General features: G+C 66.0%; 20 protein-coding genes. 14 read left to right on the plus strand and 6 right to left on the minus strand.

Annotated elements, in window-relative coordinates:
* Positions 1-94 precede the first annotated feature (94 nt).
* The 9 genes from NIBR502772_RS04195 (at position 95) to NIBR502772_RS04235 (ending at position 10,521) form a co-directional block, all read left to right on the plus strand.
* Entirely contained in the window at positions 95-1,561 is a 1,467-nt protein-coding gene (locus tag NIBR502772_RS04195) for a GntP family transporter (protein WP_141139205.1), read from the plus strand.
* The gene (locus NIBR502772_RS04200; protein WP_141139206.1) at positions 1,561-2,412 is read left to right on the plus strand and encodes a class II fructose-bisphosphate aldolase; all 852 of its coding nucleotides are present in this window, start codon (positions 1,561-1,563) and stop codon (positions 2,410-2,412) included. Before NIBR502772_RS04195 ends, NIBR502772_RS04200 begins: the two co-directional genes overlap by 1 nt.
* A gap of 38 nt (positions 2,413-2,450) precedes the next feature.
* Positions 2,451-2,855 (plus strand): DUF1304 domain-containing protein, encoded by a 405-nt coding sequence (locus NIBR502772_RS04205; protein ID WP_141139207.1) that lies wholly within the window; start codon positions 2,451-2,453, stop codon positions 2,853-2,855.
* Between the two features lie 120 nt (positions 2,856-2,975).
* Positions 2,976-4,355, plus strand: coding sequence for an acyltransferase (locus NIBR502772_RS04210; RefSeq protein ID WP_141139208.1), 1,380 nt, complete (start codon positions 2,976-2,978; stop codon positions 4,353-4,355).
* Positions 4,352-4,684, plus strand: coding sequence for a GNAT family N-acetyltransferase (locus tag NIBR502772_RS04215; protein ID WP_104062996.1), 333 nt, complete (start codon positions 4,352-4,354; stop codon positions 4,682-4,684). Before NIBR502772_RS04210 ends, NIBR502772_RS04215 begins: the two co-directional genes overlap by 4 nt.
* A gap of 299 nt (positions 4,685-4,983) precedes the next feature.
* Positions 4,984-6,630 carry an aspartate aminotransferase family protein gene (locus NIBR502772_RS04220; RefSeq protein ID WP_141141927.1) on the plus strand — a complete coding sequence of 549 codons (1,647 nt, stop codon included), beginning with the start codon at positions 4,984-4,986 and terminating at the stop codon, positions 6,628-6,630.
* A complete protein-coding gene (locus tag NIBR502772_RS04225; RefSeq protein ID WP_141139209.1) occupies positions 6,627-8,054 on the plus strand; it encodes a lysine N(6)-hydroxylase/L-ornithine N(5)-oxygenase family protein in 1,428 nt (475 codons plus the stop codon). The genes NIBR502772_RS04220 and NIBR502772_RS04225 overlap by 4 nt, the downstream gene beginning before the upstream one ends.
* Positions 8,051-8,644: a GNAT family N-acetyltransferase gene (locus NIBR502772_RS04230; protein WP_141139210.1), complete on the plus strand. Its 594-nt coding sequence runs from the start codon at positions 8,051-8,053 to the stop codon at positions 8,642-8,644. Before NIBR502772_RS04225 ends, NIBR502772_RS04230 begins: the two co-directional genes overlap by 4 nt.
* Complete coding sequence (locus NIBR502772_RS04235) at positions 8,641-10,521, plus strand: IucA/IucC family siderophore biosynthesis protein (RefSeq protein ID WP_371706768.1); 1,881 nt, start codon at positions 8,641-8,643, stop codon at positions 10,519-10,521. Before NIBR502772_RS04230 ends, NIBR502772_RS04235 begins: the two co-directional genes overlap by 4 nt.
* A 14-nt stretch (positions 10,522-10,535) precedes the next feature.
* Here the strand turns inward: NIBR502772_RS04235 and NIBR502772_RS04240 are convergent, their stop codons facing one another.
* Together NIBR502772_RS04240 and NIBR502772_RS04245 are read right to left on the minus strand one after the other, a co-directional pair.
* Positions 10,536-11,783 carry an RNA polymerase sigma factor gene (locus NIBR502772_RS04240; RefSeq protein WP_141139211.1) on the minus strand — a complete coding sequence of 416 codons (1,248 nt, stop codon included), beginning with the start codon at positions 11,781-11,783 and terminating at the stop codon, positions 10,536-10,538.
* 33 nt (positions 11,784-11,816) lie between these two features.
* Positions 11,817-12,236 (minus strand): YciI family protein, encoded by a 420-nt coding sequence (locus NIBR502772_RS04245; RefSeq protein WP_056347932.1) that lies wholly within the window; start codon positions 12,234-12,236, stop codon positions 11,817-11,819.
* Positions 12,237-12,443: 207 nt separating this feature from the next.
* Here NIBR502772_RS04245 and NIBR502772_RS04250 point away from each other — a divergent pair, with 207 nt between their 5' ends.
* A complete protein-coding gene (locus NIBR502772_RS04250; RefSeq protein ID WP_141139212.1) occupies positions 12,444-12,671 on the plus strand; it encodes a VOC family protein in 228 nt (75 codons plus the stop codon).
* 18 nt (positions 12,672-12,689) lie between these two features.
* Complete coding sequence (locus tag NIBR502772_RS04255; protein WP_141139213.1) at positions 12,690-13,457, plus strand: SDR family oxidoreductase; 768 nt, start codon at positions 12,690-12,692, stop codon at positions 13,455-13,457.
* On the opposite strand, the gene NIBR502772_RS04260 is transcribed toward NIBR502772_RS04255, so the two are convergent.
* On the minus strand, positions 13,423-14,502 hold the full coding sequence (locus NIBR502772_RS04260) for an FUSC family protein (RefSeq protein ID WP_246848765.1): 1,080 nt from the start codon (positions 14,500-14,502) through the stop codon (positions 13,423-13,425). The two genes, NIBR502772_RS04255 and NIBR502772_RS04260, sit on opposite strands and share 35 nt — an antisense overlap.
* Before the next feature lie 257 nt (positions 14,503-14,759).
* Complete coding sequence (locus tag NIBR502772_RS04265) at positions 14,760-16,358, minus strand: MFS transporter (protein ID WP_141139214.1); 1,599 nt, start codon at positions 16,356-16,358, stop codon at positions 14,760-14,762.
* 491 nt (positions 16,359-16,849) lie between these two features.
* On the opposite strand from NIBR502772_RS04265, the gene NIBR502772_RS04270 reads away from it, so the two are divergent.
* Together NIBR502772_RS04270 and NIBR502772_RS04275 are read left to right on the plus strand one after the other, a co-directional pair.
* Positions 16,850-17,062 carry a hypothetical protein gene (locus NIBR502772_RS04270; protein ID WP_056347939.1) on the plus strand — a complete coding sequence of 71 codons (213 nt, stop codon included), beginning with the start codon at positions 16,850-16,852 and terminating at the stop codon, positions 17,060-17,062.
* A gap of 71 nt (positions 17,063-17,133) precedes the next feature.
* A complete protein-coding gene (locus NIBR502772_RS04275; RefSeq protein ID WP_141139215.1) occupies positions 17,134-17,394 on the plus strand; it encodes a hypothetical protein in 261 nt (86 codons plus the stop codon).
* 127 nt (positions 17,395-17,521) lie between these two features.
* On the opposite strand, the gene NIBR502772_RS04280 is transcribed toward NIBR502772_RS04275, so the two are convergent.
* Positions 17,522-20,065, minus strand: coding sequence for an ATP-dependent DNA ligase (locus NIBR502772_RS04280; RefSeq protein WP_141139216.1), 2,544 nt, complete (start codon positions 20,063-20,065; stop codon positions 17,522-17,524).
* Positions 20,066-20,105: 40 nt separating this feature from the next.
* On the opposite strand from NIBR502772_RS04280, the gene NIBR502772_RS04285 reads away from it, so the two are divergent.
* Entirely contained in the window at positions 20,106-21,110 is a 1,005-nt protein-coding gene (locus tag NIBR502772_RS04285) for a Ku protein (protein WP_141139217.1), read from the plus strand.
* Positions 21,111-21,152: 42 nt separating this feature from the next.
* Here the strand turns inward: NIBR502772_RS04285 and NIBR502772_RS04290 are convergent, their stop codons facing one another.
* A complete protein-coding gene (locus tag NIBR502772_RS04290; protein ID WP_141139218.1) occupies positions 21,153-21,419 on the minus strand; it encodes a Rho termination factor N-terminal domain-containing protein in 267 nt (88 codons plus the stop codon).
* Positions 21,420-21,554: the final 135 nt, after the last annotated feature.

The raw sequence follows: 21,554 nt of genomic DNA on the forward strand, positions 1-21,554 counted from the left end.
GCCGTCGTCGTATCTTCCAGCGTTCACAAAGTACAAGAAACAGCGCCCGCCAGCCCGTCTTCTGGAAGACTGGCTTGTCGAAGGAGACACCGCAATGAACCCCCTGACTAACTCGCTGATGGTGCGGGCAGCCGACGCCCCCGCCATCAAACCCGCGGTGGAGCTGGGTACTCCGCTGCTCCTCACCATCGCGGCGATCGGCATCGCCGTCCTGCTGGTGATGATCATCCGCTTCAAGATCCAGGCCTTTGTGGCCCTGCTGACCGTAAGCATCGCCGTGGCCGTGGCCTCGCAGATCCCGCTGAAGGACGTCTTCACCGTCGTCGCCAACGGTGTGGGCGGAACGATGGGCAAGGTGGCCCTGCTGATCGCGCTCGGCGCCGTCCTGGGCCGGATGATCGAGGTTTCCGGCGGCGTCCAGTCGCTGGCCGCGCACTTCACCGAGAAGCTTGGGGCCAAGCGCGTCGCGGTAGCGCTCACCGCCGTCGGCTTCCTGGTGGCCATCCCCGTGTTCTTCGAGGTGGGCATCATTGTGCTCGTCCCGATCGTCTACGCCTTTGCGAAGATCGCCAACGTGCACCCCATCAAGTTCGGCCTGCCGATGGCCGGCATTATGCTCTCCATACACGTCGCCGTGCCGCCGCACCCGGGCATCGTGGCAGGCGCCGGAGTGTTCGGCGCCGACATCGGGCTCATCACGCTGATCTCGCTGATCATCTGCGTCCCGCTCGGATTCCTGTCCTACTGGGTTGCCAGCATCATGAACCGCAAGGAGTATGAGCTCCTCCCCGGCGTCAAGGCCCAGGTGGACGAATTCGGTTCCGACTCCCTGGTCAAGGTCGGCCACCAAGGCCCCGGCGCCGTAGGTATCGCCCCGCCGCGTCCGGCCCTGATCATCTTCCTCATCGCCGCCCCGATCGTGCAGATCCTCATCGGCACCCTGGGCACACTCACCATCCCCAAGGACAACTCCTGGTACGGCCTGGCTGCCTTCATCGGCAACCCGTTCTTCGCCCTCCTGGTGGCCGTTGCCCTGTCCTTCTTCCTGCTGGCGGTCCGCCGCAACTGGTCCCTGAAGGAAACCGGCGAGATCTTCGAAGGCGCCCTGCCTCCCATCGCGTCCATCCTGATGGTTGTCGCGGCCGGCGGCGTGTTCGGTGAGGTCCTGCGGACCTCCGGTATCGGTGCCGCACTGTCCCAGACGCTGGACCACCTGGGCCTGCCGGTGATTGTGCTCGGCTTCGTGATCTCCCTGGCCCTGCGTGCAGCCCAGGGTTCCGCAACCGTCGCCATCGTCACCACCACCGGCCTGCTGACCTCCGCCGTGATGGAAGGCGGCTACTCGCCGGCCCAGATCGCCGTCGTCGTGATCGCCATCGGCTTCGGTTCCCTGGGCCTGTCCCACGTGACCGACGCCGGCTTCTGGACTGTGGTGCGCTACTACGGCCTCACCGTCTCGGACGGCCTGAAAACCTGGACCGTCCTCACCACCGTCCTGGGCGTGGCCGGATTCGTCCTGACCTACGTGGCCTGGATCCTCGTGGGAGGCCTGAGCGTCTGATGCGCACCCGACTCGACCACCTGGTCACCGCCGCCCTCCAGCAGGGCTCGGCCGTTCCCGCCTTCACCTGCTACGACTTCACCACCGCGCTGGCTGTTGTGGGCGCGGCCGAGGACGCGGGCCACGGGGTCATCCTGCTGGTGGCCCCCAAAACGGCCGGCACGTCCAACGGCCTCCGCCTGATCGCCGCGCTCCGCGGGCTGGCAGACGCCGCATCCGTTCCGGTGGCCGTCCAGCTGGACCACGCGATGGACCTCAAGGTGATGGCCGACGCAGTCGCCGCGGGGGCGGATTCGGTCCTTGCGGACGGCTCGTCCCTGCCGTATGAGGACAACATTGCGCTGGTCCGTGAGGCGCGCGCTGTGCTGGGTGCCGGCGTCGTGCTTGAAGCGGAACTCGGCGGCTTGGCCGGCGACGAGGACCGTGCCTTCGGTGCCGACGAAGCCGGTGTGGCAGTGGCCGGCCTGACGGACTCCGCGCAGGTGGAGGACTTTGTGGCCAGGACCGGCGCGGAACTGCTGGCTGTTGCGGTGGGCAACGTCCACGGCAAGTACAAGGGCGAGCCGCAGCTGCGCTGGGACGTCCTGCAGGACATAGCCGTGCGGACCCACATCCCGCTGGTGCTCCACGGCGCGTCCGGCATTCCGGCGGGGGAGCTGGTCAAGGCCGCCGCGATGAACGTGGGCAAGGTGAACTTCAATACCGAGCTCCGCACCGGCGTGCTGTCCACGCTCCAGGACCAGCTGCCGGCGCACCGGGCCGACGGCGAGAACCTCCAGGGGCTGCTGGGCCACTGGAACACCTCGGCCAGGGAATTCGCCACGACGGCACTGGGCATGCTCACCCGGTGACGCATCAGTTGAGTCTTTGGGGAGGCTAGGATCAGCACATGATCCTGGCCTCCCTGCTTTTTGCCTTCCTCGCCGCCGCGCTCCACGTGTACATCTTCACCATGGAATCCCTCACCTGGACTACGCCAGCCACGTGGAAACGCTTCGGCCTCGCCTCCCAGGCTGACGCCGAGACCACCAAACCCCTCGCCTACAACCAGGGTTTCTACAACCTATTCCTGGCCATCGGCGCGTTCATCGGGGTGGGCTGCGTGGCGCTTGGCCCGGACGCCTCGGCGCAGAACGTGGTCGGCTGGACGCTGATCTTCAGCTGCTGCGGGTCCATGCTGCTCGCCGCCGCGGTGCTGGCACTCAGCGGGAAAAAGTACCTCCGCGCCGCGGTTCTGCAAGGCACGACGCCGTTGCTCGCCGTCGTGCTTGGGTTGCTGGCCGTTACCGGCTGACTGACGCTCCTGAGGCGACCACTGCTGAGGCGACGTTGTGCCCGTTTCTGGCCGGGAACACCCTTTTCTGGCCGGGAGCGCATCACGGGCGGACAATTGAGTGAACAACAGCATCGGCGCATGTTGGGACTGCACGTGAGTGGTGTGAAGGAGGCGGGGCCGGCCCCGCAGGGTGAACAGGCGGTGCAGCGCGACCTCGTGATCGACCTCGTCCGGTTCGTCTGCCTGGCCCTGGTGGTGGTGGGCCACTGCATGATGGTCAGCCCCGTCCTGCAAGGGGACGGCACCGTGACCTCCAAAAATACGCTGGGCGATCAGCCGTGGTTCGAGCCCGTGATCTGGATCTTCATGGTGATGCCGCTGTTCTTCGTGACCGGCGGCACCACGGGCCTCCAGTCCTGGCAGCGGCTGAGAACCCGCGGCGGTACGGGCGTCGAGTTTGCCCAGGCCCGGCTGCTGCGGCTGGTCCGCCCGGCGGCGGCACTCCTGGCGGTGATGTTCCTGGGGTTCTGGGCCGCGCTTCTGTTGGGCGTGGACGCCCAGGTGGTGCAGCTGATGACCACCGGAGCGGGCATGCCGCTCTGGTTCCTGGCCGCCTACCTGGCCGCACAGCTCAACATCCCGCTCCTGGCCCGGTTCCATGGGCGCGCGCCCTGGCTGACCGTTGCGGTCCTGGCGGCCCTCGTGGTGGCCATCGACTGCTTCCGCGGAGCCCTGCCCATGCTCGCCTACGCAAATCTTGTTTTCCTGTGGTGCGCCGTGCAGCAGCTTGGTTTCCTGGTGGCCGACGGTCACCTGGCCAGGCTCACGCTCTCCGGCCTGGTGGGGCTCATCCTGGCAGCCAACCTGGTGCTCGGGCTGGTCACTGGCCTGGGTCTCTACTCCGGAAACATGCTGGTCAACCTCAACCCGCCCAACCTCTGCCTGCTGCTCCTGGGCGTGTCCCAGGCTGCCGCGCTCCAGCTTTTCCGGCCGGGGCTCGGCTGGGTTTCCGGCGTGCGCTGGATCCGCTGGGTGGTCATGGTTGCCGGCCGCCGCTCCATGACCGTGTACCTGTGGCACCTGCCGTTGCTCGCGGCCATGTCCGGACTCCTGCTCCTCACCGACTTTCCCAAGCCCGCGGCAGGCACCGCCGAATGGTGGTGGGCCCGGCCGCTCGTCCTCCTGGGGGTTGTGGCCCTCCTGCTCCCGGTGCTGGCCGCGTTCGGCCACCTTGAGGAACGTCCGACGGCGTCTGTCCACACCCGCGGCCGGCCCGCCGCTGCGGTGGTGACGGCCGCCGTCGTCGTCTTCATTCCGGTGGCGGACGCTGCCCTCAACGGCCTGACGCTGGGCCTGCTCGGAGGCGGCGCGGCATGCTTTGTGTTGGCCGTCCTGCTGCTGGGCCGGATGCCCGAACGTGTCCCCGGCGATGTCGGTGCCGAAGGCGTCGCCCACGATGGCAGCCAGTCTGACGGGCCATTGCCAGCGGGGCCAAGTAGTGCCAATGTCGAACCATGACTGAGAACATGATTTCCACAGAGGACAAGTTCAGCCCCGACGTCTCGCTGTCCAGGGATGACGAACATCACCGCTACGAGCTGCGGGTGGGCGGAAAGGTCGCCGTCCAGTCCTTCTTCCGGGACCTGCCCGGACACGTGGATTTCCTCCACACCGACACCGCCGAGGCCTTCCAGGGCCAGGGCCTGGGCAAGGTGCTGGCCCACTTCGCGCTCGACGACGTGGTGGCCTCGGGCAAGCGGATCATCCCGCATTGCCCCTTCATTACCCGCTACCTCCGCGCCCACGAGGGGGGCTACGAACAGCACATCGACTGGCCGGACAACTAGCGCGAACGGTCATTTAAGCCCCCTCGAACCAGCGCGAACGGTCATTTAAGGCCCCGGGAACTCCCTCCGGAGGGCCTCAAGTGTCCGTTCGCGCGGAGTATTTTGCACCCGATTCGCGATCGGGGCCAGTCAATGACGCGCCCGCGACCTGAAGAACTCCCGTATTCCCGCGGCTTAAGATAAATAAGTCACTAAAGTTTGACGAAAAGGTTCACCTAAGTAAGGCTTACCTTGCTAAAGACACCCCTAACGTCGAACTAAGGATGACCACTGTGCCGCTGCTGCCCCGTGTTGATGAGATGTACGTGGATGAAGATCGGGTGGGCGAAACCCTGCCCGGGCAGGATTTCGGCTCCCGCGTGGAGCTGGCCCTCGCTGCCACCAACCATCTGTTCAACACCAGGAACTCCACCCGGTACGTGGCGCAGGTGCTGCAGGGCGTCAACGCCGTGGCCACCAAAATCGACCGCACCACCCGGCCCTTTACCGGCGTCGGGCCCGCCGACATGAAGGCGCGCATCGGTGCCGTTGACCTGGACCAGCCGCTCCCGGACACCGCCGCGGCCCTGGAGGAGCTTGAGACCGTCTACCTCCGGGACGCCATCTACTTCCACGATGCGAAGTACGCGGCCCACCTGAACTGCCCGGTGGTGATCCCGGCGCTGGTGGGGGAGGCCATCCTGTCCGCGGTGAACTCCTCAATGGACACCTGGGACCAGAGCGCCGGGGCCACCATGATCGAGCGCCGGCTCATCGACTGGACCGCCGAACGGCTGCAGCTGGGGGCGGCAGCCGACGGCGTGTTCACCTCCGGCGGCAGCCAGTCCAACCTGCAGGCGCTGCTGATCGCGCGCAACCACGCCGTTGCCGGGCTGCGGCAGGAGCCGGCCAACGCTGGACGCCGGCTGCCCGCCCTGCTGGAAAAGCTGCGGATCTTCACATCAGCAGACAGCCACTTCAGCATCCAGAAGTCCGCGTCCATGCTGGGCATGGGCTTCGACGCCGTCATCTCCGTTCCCTGCGCCGCGGACCACAAGATGGACCCGGCCGCGCTCGCCGAGGCCATGGCGGAAACCCACGACGCCGGGCTGGTGCCGATGGCGGTTGTGGCCACCGCAGGGACCACCGATTTCGGTGCGGTGGACCCGCTCGCAGACCTCGCCGCCCTGGCCCGCGCCTACGGTGCCTGGTTCCACATTGACGCGGCTTACGGCGGCGGGCTGATGGTTTCCGGCCGCTACCGCCACCTGCTGGACGGGACCCGCCTGGCCGACTCCGTCACCGTGGATTTCCACAAAACGTTCTTCCAGCCCGTCAGCTCCAGCGCCCTGCTGGTCCGCGACCGCGCCATGCTCCAGCACGTCACGTACTACGCGGACTACCTGAACCCGGAAAGCGCCGCCCTGGCCGAGATCCCCAACCAGGTGGACAAGAGCATCCAGACCACCCGGCGCTTTGACGCACTCAAGCTGTGGCTGACCCTGCGCATCATGGGCGCGGATGCGATTGGCGCCCTGTTTGACGAGGCCATCGACCTCGTCGCCCGGGTGGGATCCGTGCTGGCGGCCGACGACGACTTTGAGCTCGCCGCCGCTCCGCAGCTCAGCACGGTGGTCTTCCGGTACCGGCCGCGTGTGTCCGGAACTGCTGCTGCCCTTGCCGGCGCCGGTTTAGCCGATGTCGGCATCACCGGCGCTCACGGCCGGCTTTCCGAGGATGCGGCCGACACCCTCAACCCGGCCATCCGCGCGGAGGTTTTCGCTTCCGGGCAGGCCGTCGTAGCCGGCACCAAGGTGGCCGGCCGGCACTACCTGAAGTTCACGCTCCTCAACGCGGAAGCAACCCTGGAGGACATCAGCGAGATCATCGAGCTGCTGCGCAGCACCGGCGTGCAGCTGCTGGCCGGCGCCAACACCAACAACAGCACCAGCGAGGTGTCCGCATGAGCACCTCCACCGAACCGCGCATTTTCGACTTCGCCGGCATCGGCGTCGGGCCCTTCAATCTTGGCCTCGCCGCCCTCAGCGAGCCGGTGGACGGGCTGGATGGCGTCTTCCTGGAGCAACGGGAATCCTTTGACTGGCACCCCGGCATGATGCTGGAGCCGGCCCACCTCCAGGTGCCGTTCATGGCGGACCTGGTGACACTGGCCGACCCCACGTCGCCCTATTCGTTCCTGAATTTCCTCAAGCAGACCGGGCGCCTCTACCGCTTCTATATCCGGGAAAACTTCTATCCGCTGCGCGCCGAGTACAACCAGTACTGCCAGTGGGTGGCCGGCCAGCTGCGGTCCGTTCGTTTTAGCACGGCTGTGCTGGATGTAACGTACGACGCCGGCGTTTACCGCCTTTCGGTGGAAGGTCCGGACGGGCCCGAGGTGCTGCTGGCGCGGCGGCTGGTGCTGGGCACGGGCACCTCGCCGTACGTGCCGGCGTCCTGTGACGGAATAGTCGACGCAGCCGCTGATGGCGGCGGGGGACTTGTCCTCCACAACGCCGATTACCTGTCGAGGAAGAGTGAGCTGCAGGCCAAGCGGAGCATCACCATCGTGGGCAGCGGCCAGAGCGCCGCGGAAATCTACTACGAGCTGCTTCAGGACATCGACACCTACGGCTACCAGCTGAACTGGGTCACGCGGTCCGGGCGGTTCTTCCCGCTGGAGTACACCAAGCTCACCCTGGAGATGACCTCGCCGGAGTACGTGGACTACTTCCACGGGCTGCCGCAGGACCAGCGCGACGGACTCATCAAGAGCCAGAAAAACCTGTACAAAGGCATCAACTCCGAGCTGATCGACGCCATCTACGACCTCCTGTACACGAAGAGCCTCGCCGGCATGGTGGACACCCAGCTCCTCACCCATTCGTCGCTCACGGGCGCCGCGTGGGATCAGGCCGCCGGTTCCCACACCCTGCGGCTCCGGCACGGGGAACAGGGCTCGGATTATGTGCTGGACAGCGAAGCCGTGGTCCTGGCCACCGGCTACACCTACCGGGAGCCGGACTTCCTGGCCGGCATCCAGGACAGGATTGCCAGGGACTCCGCCGGCCGGTTCGCCGTGGCACGCAACTACAGCACCAGCGTCGAACCCGGCGAACTTTTCGTCCAGAATGCCGAGCTGCACACGCACGGCTTTGTCACCCCGGACCTCGGCATGGCCGCCTACCGCAACTCGTGCATCCTGCGCGAGATCGCCGGCCGCGAGGTCTATCCCGTGGAGCGTAGCATCGCGTTCCAGCAGTTCGGCGCGCCCCAGCCTGACGCGCCCCAGCCCGGCCCGGTCTCCGCTTCAGTCCCCGGTTCAGTCTCCGGTCCGGCCGGACGCAGCGCCGAGCCTGTTCCCGCCCAGACGGTGGAGGTGTCCGCATGAGCTTCTCGTTCCGCTGTGTTGACGCCGTTGCCGATGCACCACTCCTCCACAGCTGGGTCACACAGCCTTACGCGTCGTTCTGGGGGATGCTGTCCTCCACAGTTGACGGGGTTGTGGAGGAATACTCGAAAATCCAGGCAACGGGGCATCACCACGCCTTGCTGGGGATCAACGACGACGGCGTCCCCGCCTTCCTGATGGAGGAATACCTGCCGGCCGCCTCGCCACTGGCCGCGGTCTATGCCGTGCAGGAGGGCGACATCGGCATGCACCTGCTGGTGGCGCCGCCGTCGGGAGATCCCCAACCGGGGTACACGGCCGCGGTGATGGACGCCGTGCTGGAGCGGTTGTTCGAAAAACCGGGCGTGGAACGCGTGGTGGTTGAACCAGACGCCAGGAACTCCAAGATCCATGTGCTCAACGAGCGGCTGGGCTTCCAGCCGGCGGGGGTTGTCACCCTGCCGGACAAGGAAGCGCTGCTCAGCTTCTGCACACGCCAGGACTACCTCGCCGCCCGCGCAGCGCTTGGCCACCCCCGAGTCCCTTCCCATGACCTTTCCACCCCGATCCACCAGGGAGCATCACTGTGACCATCATCGAGCTGGACCCCACCGTCGTCGAAATACCGGACAGCACCGCCAACACCGTTCCCCACCTCGCACCCGAACGCTGGGCCATAGCCAACCGCCACCTGGTCCGCAAGGCGCTCGCCGAATTCCTGCACGAACGCATCCTGGAGCCGCAGCGCCTGGGCTCCGGCAGGGGTGCCACGGGTCCGGAGGAGCCCACGGTGTACGTGGTCCGCAGCGACGACGGCCTCACGGCGTACTCGTTCACGGCCTGCGTGCTTGAGCTGGAGCACTGGTCGGTGGACGCCGCTTCGATCCACTGCACACGCAAAGGCGAGGATGCCGCCCCGGACGCCCTGCGTTTCATCACCGAGTTCAGGGACACCCTGGGCATCCGCGAGGAGATGCTCCCGGTCTACCTTGAAGAGATCAGCAGCACCCTGGCCGGCCACTCCTACAAGCAGTGGCTGGGACAGCCGTCCGCCGAGGAACTCGCGGCAGGAGTCACCGGCGGCACGGACCCCGCCGCCGACTTCCAGGCCATCGAACGCAGCATGACGGAGGGCCACCCGTGTTTCGTGGCCAACAACGGCAGGCTGGGGTTCGGCATCAGTGACTACCGGGCGTTCGCGCCGGAGACCGGAGCCCCCGTCCGCCTGGAATGGATCGGGGTGCACCGCAGCAAGGCTGTCTTCACCGCCAGCGCGGGGCTGGACTACCGCGCCCACCTGGAGGCCGAGCTCGGCGCCGCCGCGCTGCAGTCCTTTGAGAGCGAATTCGCGGCGCAGGGTGTGGACCCCGCCCAGTACTTCCTGATGCCGGTGCATCCGTGGCAGTGGGAGAACAAGCTCACCGTCACGTTCGCTGCCGAAATCGCCCAGCAGCACATCATCCATCTGGGGACCGGTGCCGACAGTTACCAGGCCCAGCAGTCCATCCGCACGTTCTTCAACACGGCCGCGCCCGCCAAGAGCTACGTCAAGACGGCGATGTCCGTCCTGAACATGGGCTTTATGCGGGGACTCTCGCCGCAGTACATGAAGGCAACCCCCGCCATCAACGACTGGCTGCGGGACCTGATCCGGTTAGACGAAGCCCTGCGGAAACGCGGCCTGGCCATGATCAGCGAGATCGCGGCCATCGGCTACCACAACGGCTACTACGAGGCCGGGTCCGCCAAGGGCTCGCCGTACCAGAAGATGTTGTCCGCGCTGTGGAGGGAAAGTCCGCTCCCGCTGCTGGAGGACGGCCAGCAGCTTGCCACCATGGCGTCCCTGCTGCACGTCGATTCGACCGGCAAACCGATGGCGTCTGCCCTGATTGAGCGCTCCGGACTGGAGCCTGCCGAATGGCTGCGCCGTTACTTCGAGGCCTACCTCGTCCCGTTGGTCCACTGCCTCTACCGGTACGAACTCGCCTTTATGCCGCATGGCGAGAACGTGATCCTGGTGCTGGATAACGGTGTGCCCGTCCGTGCGGTGATGAAGGACATCGCCGAGGAAATCGTGGTGATGGGGCGCCGGCTGGACCTGCCCGCGGACGTATCACGGATCCAGGTGGACATTCCCGACGGCGAAAAGGTGCTGGCCATCTTCACGGATGTCTTCGACTGCATCTTCCGCTTCCTCGGTGCCCTGCTGGTGGAGGACGGGAAACTCAGCGAGGAGGAGTTCTGGGGCACGGCCGCCCGCGTTATCCAGGAGTACCAGGCTGAACACCCGGAGCTCGCGGACCAGTTCGCCCGCCACGACCTGTTCGCCCCTGACTTTGAACTGTCGTGCCTTAACCGGCTGCAGCTGCGGAACAACCAGCAGATGCTTGACCTCACGGACCCGTCCGGCGGGTTGCAGATGGCCGGCAGGCTCGCCAACCCGCTCGCCAGGTTCGCTGTGGGGTGAGCTCAGCCAGGGAGTCAGCTGAGCTCGTCCACCTTGCGCTGCAGCACCGCGCGCTCGGCGGCGTTCCCGCACAGCGCCACGGCCTGCAGGAGTGCGGACCGTGCGTCGCCACGCCTGCCGAGCCGGGTGAGCATCTCGCCACGGACCGCGGGAAGCAGGTGCGAGCCCGCCAGTTCTCCGCGTGCGGCGATCGCCTCCACCAGCTCCAGTCCGTCCGCCGGGCCGGAGGCCATCGCGACGGCCACCGCACGGTTGAGTTCGACGACGGGGGACGGGGCCAGCCGGCCGAGCGCTTCGTAGAGGATGACGATCCGCTGCCAGTCCGTCTCGGCAACCGAATGAGCCACGGCGTGGCACTCAGCGATGGAAGCCTGGAGACCATAAGCACCCAACCCGCGTCCGGATCCCGCGGCCCGGGCAAGCGCCGCACGTCCGCGGCGGATCGCGGCCTGGTCCCACCGCCGTCGGTCCTGGTCTTCCAGAAGCACCGGGCGGCCCGACGCATCGAGCCGGGCCGGGAAGCGCGCGGCGGTGAGTTCCATCAGCGCAATCAGCCCGAACACCTCGGGCTCCGGCGAGATGCGCACCAGTACACGGGCCAGGCGGCGGGCTTCGCCGGCCAGGTCCGTGCGGATCCATTCCGCGCCGCCCGAGGCAAACGAGCCCTCCGTGAAGATCAGGTAGATGACGTTGAGCACCGAGCTAAGACGTTCAGCCCGCTCGTGCGGCTCAGGCACCGCGAAAGGCACCTGCGCGGCGACCAGCGTCTTCTTGGCACGGGTGATGCGTGCCTGGATCGTCGCCACCGGGACCAGGAAAGCCTTGGCAATCTCGTCGCTGCCCAGGCCGCCCACTACGCGTAGCGTCAACGCGATCCGGGCTTCCTTGGCCAGCACCGGATGGCAGGAGATGAACATCAGGGCGAGCACGTCGTCGTCGATCGCATCGGGGTCGAACAAGGTGTCCGCTCCTGGCTCCTCCGCCGCGAGGTCGCTGGCCAGCAGGGCGTACTTTTCATCCCGTGCCGCCCGCCGGCGGAACGTATCAATCGCACGACGGCGGCCTGTGGTGAGGAGCCAGCCGGCGGGTTCGGCGGGTATCCCGTTGACGGACCAGGAGACGAGTGCTTCGGCGAGTGCCTCCTGGGCGAGATCCTCGGCCAGCGGGAAGTCGCCTGTATAGCGGGCCAGGGCGCCGACGATGCGGGCAGACTCCATCCGCCACACCGCCTCGACGGCGCCCCGCGCCTCAGCACCGCTCATTAACGGTCAGATCTGTCGGTCAGAGCTGCCTGGTCACAGCTGCCCGGTCTGCTCGCGCCAGGCGCGTTCCTTCTGGATCCATTCGTTGTCCTGCGGGAACTCGTCGATGGTGGGCACGCGGCGGATTTCGGTCTTGCGGCCGGCCGTGAGCGGCGCCCGCTTCGCCCACTCGATGGCTTCCTGCTTCGAGGCCACATCGAGGATGTAGAAGCCGCCGAACAGTTCCTTGGTTTCTCCGTAGGGGCCGTCGGTGACCACCGGTGTTTCGCCGGTGAAGTCGACCACAACTCCCTCCTTCGGATCCTCCAGGCCCTCGGCCGCCAGCAGGACGCCGGCGCGGATCAGTTCGTCATTGAACTTGCCCATGGCGTTCATCGCCTCGTCGAAGTCGACGTCCGTGAACTTCGCGAGGGACTCGTCGGTTTCCCGCATGATCAGCATGTACTTGGCCATCTCAATCTTCTCCTTGGTTGTGGAAGGTCGCCCTTCGACCTTCTCATCCATAGGTCGAATGGCGCGAGGCCGGATCGACACAAACCCAGGACTTTTTCCAACCGCTGAGCGGGCCCGCTGACTCTGGACCGGGGTGCGGTGGGGGTTTACGGTGGGCTCAGACGGAGCCCACTCGACCCATCTGACTCCACCTGAAAAGGAGAAGCCATGGCCGGCGAACCAGCGTTCTTTGAAATCGGCGTCGAAGATCCCGAACGGGGCAGGGCGTTCTACGGCGCGCTCTTCGGCTGGGACTTCAGCCCCGGACCGTCCGACCAGGGCGGGTCCATCATCGGCACCCCAGGCAACGAGGACCCGGCGGAGTACGGAAGATTCAAGCTCTGCAAGGACGATCAGGGCTCAACCTTCGGCCTGCACCAGCCGCCGGCGCCGTAACACGGCTAGTCTGGGCGCATGGAGACACCCACCACCGCGCTCGTAACAGGGGCAACCGCAGGGCTGGGAGCGGAGTTCGCCCGCCAGCTCGCGCAGGAAGGCCACCACATGGTGCTGGTGGCCCGCGACGCCGCCCGGCTCCAGCAGATCGCTGACGAACTTGAGCGTGATTACAGCGTTTCCACTGAGGTGCTGCCCGCCGACCTGACGGACGACGCCGGTGTGGCCGCCGTCGTCGGGCGCCTCACGGACGCTGCACGGCCGGTTGAGGTTCTGGTGAACAATGCGGGGATCGGGCTGCTGCATTCGTTCGAAAAAAATTCCTTGGAGGACGAGAAAAGGCACCTACGTCTGCACGTGCAGACCCCCATGGAGCTCTGCCATGCTGCCCTGCAGGGGATGCTGGAGCGGCGCTCCGGCCGGATCATCAACGTGGCCAGCGTGTCGGCTTTCGCCAACCGCGGCAGCTACTCGGCTGCAAAAGGCTGGCAGGTCATCTTCAGCCGCTGGGCCAACCTGGCCTACGGACCGAGAGGCGTGCACGTCACGGCGCTGTGCCCCGGATTCACGCACACCGAATTCCACGACCGCATGGGCATGGACAAATCGGTCGCCCCGCGCTGGCTGTGGCTGCGGGCGGACTGGGTGGTCCGGGACGGCCTCGCCGACAACGCCCGCGGGAAGGGCGTTTCGATCCCCACCAAACGCTACAAACTGGTCGCCGCCATCTCGCGTGTGCTGCCGGCGCGGTTTACGTCCGGACCGCCGCGGCGTCCGAAGCAGTAGCCCTCCGCGGCGCACGGACGGCCACCACCACGACGATACCGATCACGGCGCCCACAAAGGTCTCCACCGCGCGTTCGGTGACCAGCAAGCCTGGGTCTACGGGCGCGGCAAGCTGCGTCATGAGCAGGATCACCGGCGTGAAGAAGACCATGGCCCAGCCGTAGTGCCGCGCCATGAAGAGTTCGGTGGGGAACTGGAATGCGATCACCAGCAGCGCCAGCACCGCGGCCGTGTGGCCGGGGAAATACTGCAGCGGGGACAACGGCCCAGGAAAGAGTACGACGGCGACCAACGCCAAACCGACGAACGTCCCCACGATGCGGTGGATCCCGCGGTGGACGCGGCTGGGCAGGTCGGCCCCCGCGAGCGGGACGGCGGCCGCGGCCATGGCCCAGTGCGGGTGGCCGCTGCCGCTCAGGACGCCGCAGGTTCCGGCGGCACCGACGGCCAGGACATAGCGGGCGGCGTGGACCAGCGCGGCCTGCCGGAGTTCGCTGCTGGGACGCGGAACATCACGCACGGCGCCAGCCTCCCAGGCCCGGACCCGCAGCCAGCCGGCGAAGCCCACCAGGATCGAGAATGCGGCCGAGGCCGCGCCGATCAGCACAGCCGTCAGGAACGGCACGCTCGTCGGGACCGAGGCGCAGGCGCCTAATGCGAGGATGCCGAAGAACGGTCCGTTGGGCTTGAGCCGCACCTTGTCGGAGAACAGGGATCCGAGGCCGGCCAGCAAGGCCTCCACGAGCACCAGCCACCAGGAGTGGATGTGGTTGACGGACAGGAACACGCCCACCGCGATGCCGCTGACCAGGACCAGTGCCGCCTGGGCCTGGTGCTTGAGGCGCAGCTGATGGGATTCCGAGCGCCCGTACATACCGGTCAGGGCGCCGAATACCGCGTACATGGTGAGTTCGGGACGGCCGATGGCCAGGAGTACCAGGGAGGGCACTGCCACGCTGAGGGCAACCCGAACGGCCGAGAGCCTGTCGTTGTTCGCCGGGCCCAGGGCGTGCAGCGTGCGGGCATGGGCCATGACTCTGAACACAGCCAACACCACCTATCCTCAAGCCCTTGTTCGAAAATTAGCAGAAGCCCGGAATGCTGACCATTAGCTGGGTCACAGGGCGTCGCGTGGGCACGGCCGGGCCGGGCTGGGCATGGCCGGAAGGGCGGCGCCGGGCACGGCTAAGGCCCGCCCTGCGTGCTTCCCCCAAGGAAAGCGCGCGGGACGGGCCTTTGAGCGCGGGCTACAAGACGGCCCGGTCAGGCCGGTTTGTTGTTGCGGTGCTTAGGCTGTGGTGCCTAGACTCCGGCCGGAACCTTGGCGGCCGCGGCATCGGTCACGTCCTGGGATTCGAACGGCATGTCGGCCATGTCCAACAGCGGGTTCTCATCCTGCGTGGCAACCAGTTCCTTGGCCTCTGCCTGGGTGTCCACGCTGGGCATGGAGCCGGGCAGCGGACGCTTGGCTGATTCCTTCAGGAAGTAGATGGCCACAACCCCGATGGCTGAGGTGGCCATGAGGTAGTAGGCCGGCATCATGTCATCGCCGGTCGCCGTGATCAGCGCTGCCACGATGAACGGCGTAGTGCCGCCGAAGATGGCAACTGCGAAGTTGTAGGCGATACCCATGGCGCTGTACCTGTTGGCTGTCGGGAACTGTGCGGGCAATGCCGAGGCGAGGTTCGCAACATAGAACGTCACTGGGAAGGCGATCAGCGAGAGGCCTGCCAGCGTGGACCAGACGTCACCGACGCCGATCAGCAGGAATGCCGGCGTAGCCAGCACTACGGTGCTGATGGCGCCGATCCAGAGGACCGGCCGGCGGCCGATGCGGTCGGACAGCTTGCCCGTCAGCGGGATGCACAAGGCCATGATGACCAGCACGGGGATGGTCAGCAGTGTGCCGTGGACGGGATCGTAGCCCTTGGACTCCGTGAGGTACGTCGGCATGTAGGACGTCAAGGCGTACCCGGCGGTGTTGGCAGCGGCCACAAGGATCATGGCCACGATGAGCGAGCGCCAATAGGCCTTGACGATTCCGACCGGACTCTTGGCGGCGTCCACGTCAGCTGCTGCGGCGGCCTGCCCGATGGATTCCTGGGCATCCAGGGTGGCCTGGAACTGAGGGGATTCCTCGATCTTGTTCCGGAAGTAGATGGCGATGAGGCCCAGCGGGCCGGCAATGAGGAAGGGTATGCGCCAGCCCCATTCCTCCATGGCTGTCTGGCCAAGGGTCAGCTGCAGGACAGAAACCAACGCCGCGCCCAGGGCAAAGCCGAGGTAGCTGCCCATGTCCAGGAAGCTTGCAAAGAATCCACGGCGCTTATCCGGGGCGTATTCGCTCACGAACGTGGTGGCGCCTGCGTATTCACCGCCGGTGGAGAAGCCCTGTACAAGCTTCAGGATTACCAGCAGCGCAGCGGCCCAGATGCCGATCTGGGCGTATCCGGGCAACAGCCCGACGGCGAACGTACTGGCAGCCATAATCATCAGTGTTGCGGCGAGTACTTTCTGCCGCCCGATCTTGTCGCCGAGCCAGCCGAACACAACGCCGCCGAGTGGACGGGCAATGAAGGTGGCAGCGAACGTTCCAAGCAGGAACAGCGTCTGGACGGACTTGTCGGCCTCGGGAAGGAAAACAGGTCCCATAGTGGTGATCAGGTAGCCGAATACGCCGACGTCGAACCACTCCATGGTGTTACCCACGATGGTTCCGCCGAGCGCTTTTTTCAGCATGGGCTGGTTTACAACGTTCACGTCGGACTCTTTGAGCCTGCGGCGAGCAAGGATCTTCGGCTTACGCGCACTTGGGAGTGCGTTATTTGGTGCTGCTTCGTTGGGTCGGCTGGCGTTGTTCACGCCTGCTGAAGAGTCGGTCGTGCTTCGGTCTGTGGGCATTTGGGCGACTCCTATGGAGGTCATTTGCTTGCGACTTGTAGCTGCCCCGCTCTGGGCAGGCTTTCAATTTTACGCGGATTCCATGGCAAATGAGAGTTTTATACCGTAAAGTGCCTTCCTTAGAGAGGGTTTCCAGCGGTCTTCAGGTATTTCTTTTGGCTGCTCTCGCCCCGTCATCATTGGGATTCGGACGGTTCGCCGCCATCGTTACCGAATCTTTTTGTTCACGACCCATTTTTTGTGCCATTTTTCCCCTGATTCGCGCGGAAAAGTGACGGCCGCCACGGCCGTTCGGGCACCAGTTCCGGCCGCCACCGTGCCCCATGTACAGGCCGGAAACCGGGGGTTCACAACCGAGCCTGAAACTGCCTATTGTTGATTCATGGGAACACTGATTTTTGAGTAGGCGGACGCCTGCGGCCTGGTACCACGGGCCCCGTCCATGCTGATCTCGTCAGACACACTGATTCTCCTCAGAAAGGTTCCACCAAATGACTGAAAACAACACTCCCAGCCAGCCCGAATCCGCGCAGGACGATGCCGAAGCCAAGGGCATCCGGGCGGGGCTGACCGAAGCGCAGCGGGCCATGCTGGCCAGCAAATCCAGGGGCGGCGACTCCGGGCTGCAGAGCGTCGGCAAGAACCACAAGCCCACCCATGTCAGCGGCAAGCAGGGCCCGGCAGAGAAGAAGGTCCGCTGGTAAATCCAGCGCCAGGACAGCACGCCAGACCTACTATTGGTAACCACTTCATTTCATTGCGGAAGGAAGAAAAAATGGCTGAAAAAAATGCTGGAACAAAGATCGAACCGGAGGTCGCGGACCATCTCGCGGCAGCCATGGACACCTCGTCCATGCCGGGCCCGGCCACCATTGCGGTGACTACGGCGATGGCCGGCGAACGCCACTGGCCGGACGGAAACGGCAAGCGCCGGCACCCCAAAGAGCGGGGCACAGGCCACGGTCGCGTGGGCCAGGAAGCTGCAGTGACGGCCGTGCACCGTACCGGACGCCCGCAGATGCCGCACTCGTCCTAGAAACACCTTGGCTGACGACGCGCATCTGATCTGACGACACACAAAAGGCCTGGCGACACCCGAATTCGGGTGTCGCCAGGCCGTTTGCGTGTCCCGGGAAAATTTGCGCGTCGCCAACACGGCGTCGCTAACCCTCCGGCACCACTTCGTCGGCGTTTTTGTCCAGCCGCCAGCCCCGCCACACCGGATGCCTGAGCTTGCCGCTTCCGGTCCACTGGCCGAAGGTCACCTCTCCGACCAGCCTTGGCGTCACCCAGTGGGCGTCCGAGGCATCCTCGCGGGGAACGTCGTCGAACGGTGACGTCTTGCGCGCCAGACCGTCCACCTTCTGCCGGAGCTCTTCCAGTTCGCGCATGCTGAACCCGCTTCCCACCCGGCCCACATACCGCAGCTGGCTGCCGTCGGGGATGCCCACCAGCAACGAACCCACCGAACCCTGCCGCCCGCCCTTGCCAGGCCGCCAGCCGCCCACCACAACTTCCTGGGTCTGCTCCAGCTTGATCTTGATCCACGTCCGGGTCCGCTGCCCGCTGACGTAGCGGCTGTCGGTCCGCTTGGCCATTACGCCCTCAAGGCCCAGCTCCCGCGCGCTCTCCAGGATGTGTTCGATCTTCTCGTCCAGGACGGCGGACAGCTCCACCGGACACTCCGACGGGTGATGGAACTCCTCCAGCCGCTCCCGCCGCTTAGCGAAAGGCAGCCGGCGAAGGTCCCCGCCGCCGTCGGACAGCAGGTCAAAAAGCATCAGCCGGACAGGGATTGCTGCGCGGGCCTTGGCGACGTCGGCCGGCCGGGTCAGTTTCATGCGTCCCTGGAGCAGCCCGAAATCGGGTCTGCCGGAAGGCCCGACGGCGATAATCTCACCGTCGGCGACGAACGGGCCCGCCGGCCAGCAGGCCCGGTCCGTCAGCTCGGGGTAGGTTGCGCTGACGTCGATTCCGTTGCGGCTGAAGACACGGACCTTCTCTTCGTCCGCGACCAGCAGCCCACGCACGCCGTCCCACTTCAGTTCGAACTGCCAGTCGCTGCCGTGAAGGTCGGCGGCGGTCCCGGACGTTGCCATCATGGGACCGAAATCCTCGGCACGCAGTGGGGAAGGCGCGGCCGCGGCCGGGGAAACGTCCGCGGCCGAGGAAACGTCCGCGGCAGGCTCAGCCCCGGAAGCGTCCGCCGCCGAATTCTCCGCCGCGTCCTCCACCGGTTCATCCTCCACCGGAGCCCGCCGCGGATGAAAAGTGTGGTGGTCCTTGTCCATCAGGTGGATGAGCCATTGTCCTTCGGAGTCCCTGCCCTGCCCGCGGCCGGTGTGGATCAGGGCGAACTTTTTGGTGCCGCCCAGGCCGCCGCCGTCCGCGCCGGTCAGCGTGGCGATGACCTCCCGGCCGTTGATCCATTTCTCCAGTTCATACGTGCCGTGGTCCCAGATGGTCACTTCGCCGGCGCCGTACTGGCCTTTGGGAATGGTGCCCTCAAACGTGGCGTAGTCCAAGGGGTGGTCCTCGGTCTGGACGGCCAGGTGGTTCTTCCCGCCGGATTCAGGGACGCCCTTCGGCAGGGCCCACGACACCAGCACGCCCTCGTGCTCCAGCCGGAAGTCGAAGTGGAGCCTGCTCGCGTGGTGCTCCTGGATCACGAAGGTATCCCCGTTTCCGGACGCGCCGGAGAACGGCTCGGGCGTCGCGTCAGGGTCCCGCATCGACCGGTACCGCTCCAGGCGGGCAGGCGTGCCGCCGTCGTCCGTTCTCCCTTCCGGAGGGATCCCGCCGTCCCGCGGGTGCCCGGCACCGTGTCCGACGGCGGCGAACGGGTCCTTGCCCGCGTTCACCCGGTGCAGCACGGCGTTGTAGTCGAGGTGCTGGAGCTTGGGGGACCCGATCTCCTGCCAGGTCCGCGGGGCGGCCACCGTGGGCGTGAGGCGGCCGCGCAGGGAGTACGGCACGATGGTGGTTTTGGCGGCGCTGTTCTGGCTCCAGTCCACCAGCACCTTGCCTGTGCGCAGCTTCTTTTTCATGTCGCTCACGGCGAGATCCGGGTGGTCCGCTTCCAGGGCGCGGGCCAGTTCGTGCGCAAAGTCCGAGATCTGGTCGGAGGTCTGCGTTCCGTCCAGGCCGGCGTAGAGGTGGATGCCCTTGCTGCCGCTGGTCACCGGCACAGGTTCCAGGCCCACGTCCTGCAGGATGGCGCGTGCCAGCCTGGCAACCTCGGCGCATTCCTCAAGTCCGGCACCGTCGCCAGGATCGAGGTCCAGGACCAGGCGGTCCGGGTTCAGCTGCCTGCCGTGGGAGTCCACCTGCCACTGGGGGACATGGATTTCCAGCGAATTGATCTGGCCGAACCAGGTGAGCGTGGCGGAATCGTTCACCATCGGGTAGTAGATGGTCCGGTCCTTGTGCGTGATGGCGGCGCGGGGGAGCCAGCCCGGCGCTGAATCCTCCAGGTTCTTCTGGAAAAACACCTCGCCGGGATGCCCGGCGGTGCCCACCCCGTTGACCCACCGCTTGCGGGTGGCGGGCCGGTTGGCCGCGGCGGGAATCAGCACATGGGCCACGGCGGCGTAATAGGCCAGGACATCGGCCTTGGTGGTGCCGGTCTCCGGGTAGATGATTTTGTCCAGGTTGGTGAGGGTGAGTTCCCGCCCGGCGACCCTGACGCGCTCCTTAGGGCCGGCCATGGGTCTTCACCTCCGGCCCCGCGTGATGTTCACTTGAGGGATGAGAGCCATCTGGAAAGGTGCCATCGCGTTTGGCCTCGTCAACGTGCCCGTGAAGGTCTACAGCGCCACCGAGGACCACGACATCAGCCTCCACCAGGTCCATAATGCCGACGGCGGCCGGATCCGGTACCAGCGCCGCTGCGAGGTGTGCAGCAAAATCATCGACTATTCGGACATCGACAAGGCGTATGAGGACGAGGGCCGGACGGTGGTCCTGTCCAAGGATGAGCTCAAATCCATCCCGGCGGAGAACAGCCACGAGATCGAGGTGGTCCAGTTTGTTCCGTCGGAGCAGCTGGAACCGATGATGTTCGAGAAGAGCTATTACCTGGAGCCGGATTCCAAGTCGCCCAAGGCCTATGTCCTGCTGCGCCGGGCGCTCGAGGATACGGACCGTGTGGCCATCGTCCAGTTCGCCCTGCGCGAGAAGACACGGCTGGGGGCGCTGCGCATCAAGGACGAGGTGCTGGTGCTGCAGTCCCTGCTGTGGCCCGACGAGGTCCGGGACGCCAGCTTCCCTGCGCTGGATACGTCCATCCGGATTTCCGCCCAGGAACGCGAAATGTCCGCCGCCCTCGTGGAGTCCATGGCCGCGGATTTCGAACCCGAGCACTTCACCGATGACTACCAGGTGCAGCTCCGGAAGCTCATCGAGGCCAAGCTGGAGAAGGGCGATTCGCTCGATACCGACGAAACGTTCGGCGCGGAGGCGGGTGGGGCCGGCAACGGCGAGGTCATCGACCTGATGGAGGCGCTCAAGCGAAGCCTGGAGCGGAAGCGCGGCGGCGGGAAGCCTGCCGCCTCTGAGGATGCGGACGACGCCGGCACAGGAGAAACTGCCGACAGTCCCGGCGGGAAGGCTCCCGCCAAAGCCGGTGCCAAGACTGCGGGGACGAGGACAACGAGTGCCAAGACGGCTGCGGCGAAGTCCTCCGAAGCCAAAACCGCCGCCGCGAAGCCTGCGGCGAAGGCCACCACCACACGGGCGCGAAAGGGTGCCTAAAGCGGTACGCGAACAGTCTGCGGTGGTGGGGATGGCCGCCGCCTAGGAGTTCCGCAGGGCGGAGATAAGCTCGCTCTTCTTTTTGACTGAGTAGCCGGTGAGGCCTATTTCCTTGGCTTTGGCCTTGAGTTGCGGGACGGTCCAGTCCTCGTAGTCGCCGGATTTCCCGCCCTTGCGGCCCACCGCGGAGCGGCCTTTCTTGGCGGCCGCGTTCGAGATACGGGCGGCTTTATGCTTGGATGCGCCGTCCTCGCGCAGTTCCTCGTATAGTTCAGGATCTTTCAGGCTCGGGTTCTTTTTGCCGGGCATGTCGTCCTCCTTCACCGGGACCGGGAAATCCTGGACGCCGAAGCGCCGTAATGGCTGGTCAGGCTTCCACGCTAATTCCGGGGTTGGGGAAACACAAGGAAACCCTAAGTTTGCTTGCCTCCGCGCCGAGTCCTA

It is taken from the genome of Pseudarthrobacter sp. NIBRBAC000502772, assembly GCF_006517235.1.
Lineage (GTDB): Bacteria > Actinomycetota > Actinomycetes > Actinomycetales > Micrococcaceae > Arthrobacter.

Coding starts and splice junctions, on each gene's coding strand:
- NIBR502772_RS04195 (WP_141139205.1), top strand. CDS start 95: ATGAACCCCCTGACTAACTCGCTGATGGTGCGGGCAGCCGACGCCCCC.
- NIBR502772_RS04200 (WP_141139206.1), top strand. CDS start 1,561: ATGCGCACCCGACTCGACCACCTGGTCACCGCCGCCCTCCAGCAGGGC.
- NIBR502772_RS04205 (WP_141139207.1), top strand. CDS start 2,451: ATGATCCTGGCCTCCCTGCTTTTTGCCTTCCTCGCCGCCGCGCTCCAC.
- NIBR502772_RS04210 (WP_141139208.1), top strand. CDS start 2,976: ATGTTGGGACTGCACGTGAGTGGTGTGAAGGAGGCGGGGCCGGCCCCG.
- NIBR502772_RS04215 (WP_104062996.1), top strand. CDS start 4,352: ATGACTGAGAACATGATTTCCACAGAGGACAAGTTCAGCCCCGACGTC.
- NIBR502772_RS04220 (WP_141141927.1), top strand. CDS start 4,984: ATGTACGTGGATGAAGATCGGGTGGGCGAAACCCTGCCCGGGCAGGAT.
- NIBR502772_RS04225 (WP_141139209.1), top strand. CDS start 6,627: ATGAGCACCTCCACCGAACCGCGCATTTTCGACTTCGCCGGCATCGGC.
- NIBR502772_RS04230 (WP_141139210.1), top strand. CDS start 8,051: ATGAGCTTCTCGTTCCGCTGTGTTGACGCCGTTGCCGATGCACCACTC.
- NIBR502772_RS04240 (WP_141139211.1), bottom strand. CDS start 11,783: ATGAGCGGTGCTGAGGCGCGGGGCGCCGTCGAGGCGGTGTGGCGGATG.
- NIBR502772_RS04245 (WP_056347932.1), bottom strand. CDS start 12,236: ATGGCCAAGTACATGCTGATCATGCGGGAAACCGACGAGTCCCTCGCG.
- NIBR502772_RS04250 (WP_141139212.1), top strand. CDS start 12,444: ATGGCCGGCGAACCAGCGTTCTTTGAAATCGGCGTCGAAGATCCCGAA.
- NIBR502772_RS04255 (WP_141139213.1), top strand. CDS start 12,690: ATGGAGACACCCACCACCGCGCTCGTAACAGGGGCAACCGCAGGGCTG.
- NIBR502772_RS04265 (WP_141139214.1), bottom strand. CDS start 16,358: ATGCCCACAGACCGAAGCACGACCGACTCTTCAGCAGGCGTGAACAAC.
- NIBR502772_RS04270 (WP_056347939.1), top strand. CDS start 16,850: ATGACTGAAAACAACACTCCCAGCCAGCCCGAATCCGCGCAGGACGAT.
- NIBR502772_RS04275 (WP_141139215.1), top strand. CDS start 17,134: ATGGCTGAAAAAAATGCTGGAACAAAGATCGAACCGGAGGTCGCGGAC.
- NIBR502772_RS04280 (WP_141139216.1), bottom strand. CDS start 20,065: ATGGCCGGCCCTAAGGAGCGCGTCAGGGTCGCCGGGCGGGAACTCACC.
- NIBR502772_RS04285 (WP_141139217.1), top strand. CDS start 20,106: ATGAGAGCCATCTGGAAAGGTGCCATCGCGTTTGGCCTCGTCAACGTG.
- NIBR502772_RS04290 (WP_141139218.1), bottom strand. CDS start 21,419: ATGCCCGGCAAAAAGAACCCGAGCCTGAAAGATCCTGAACTATACGAG.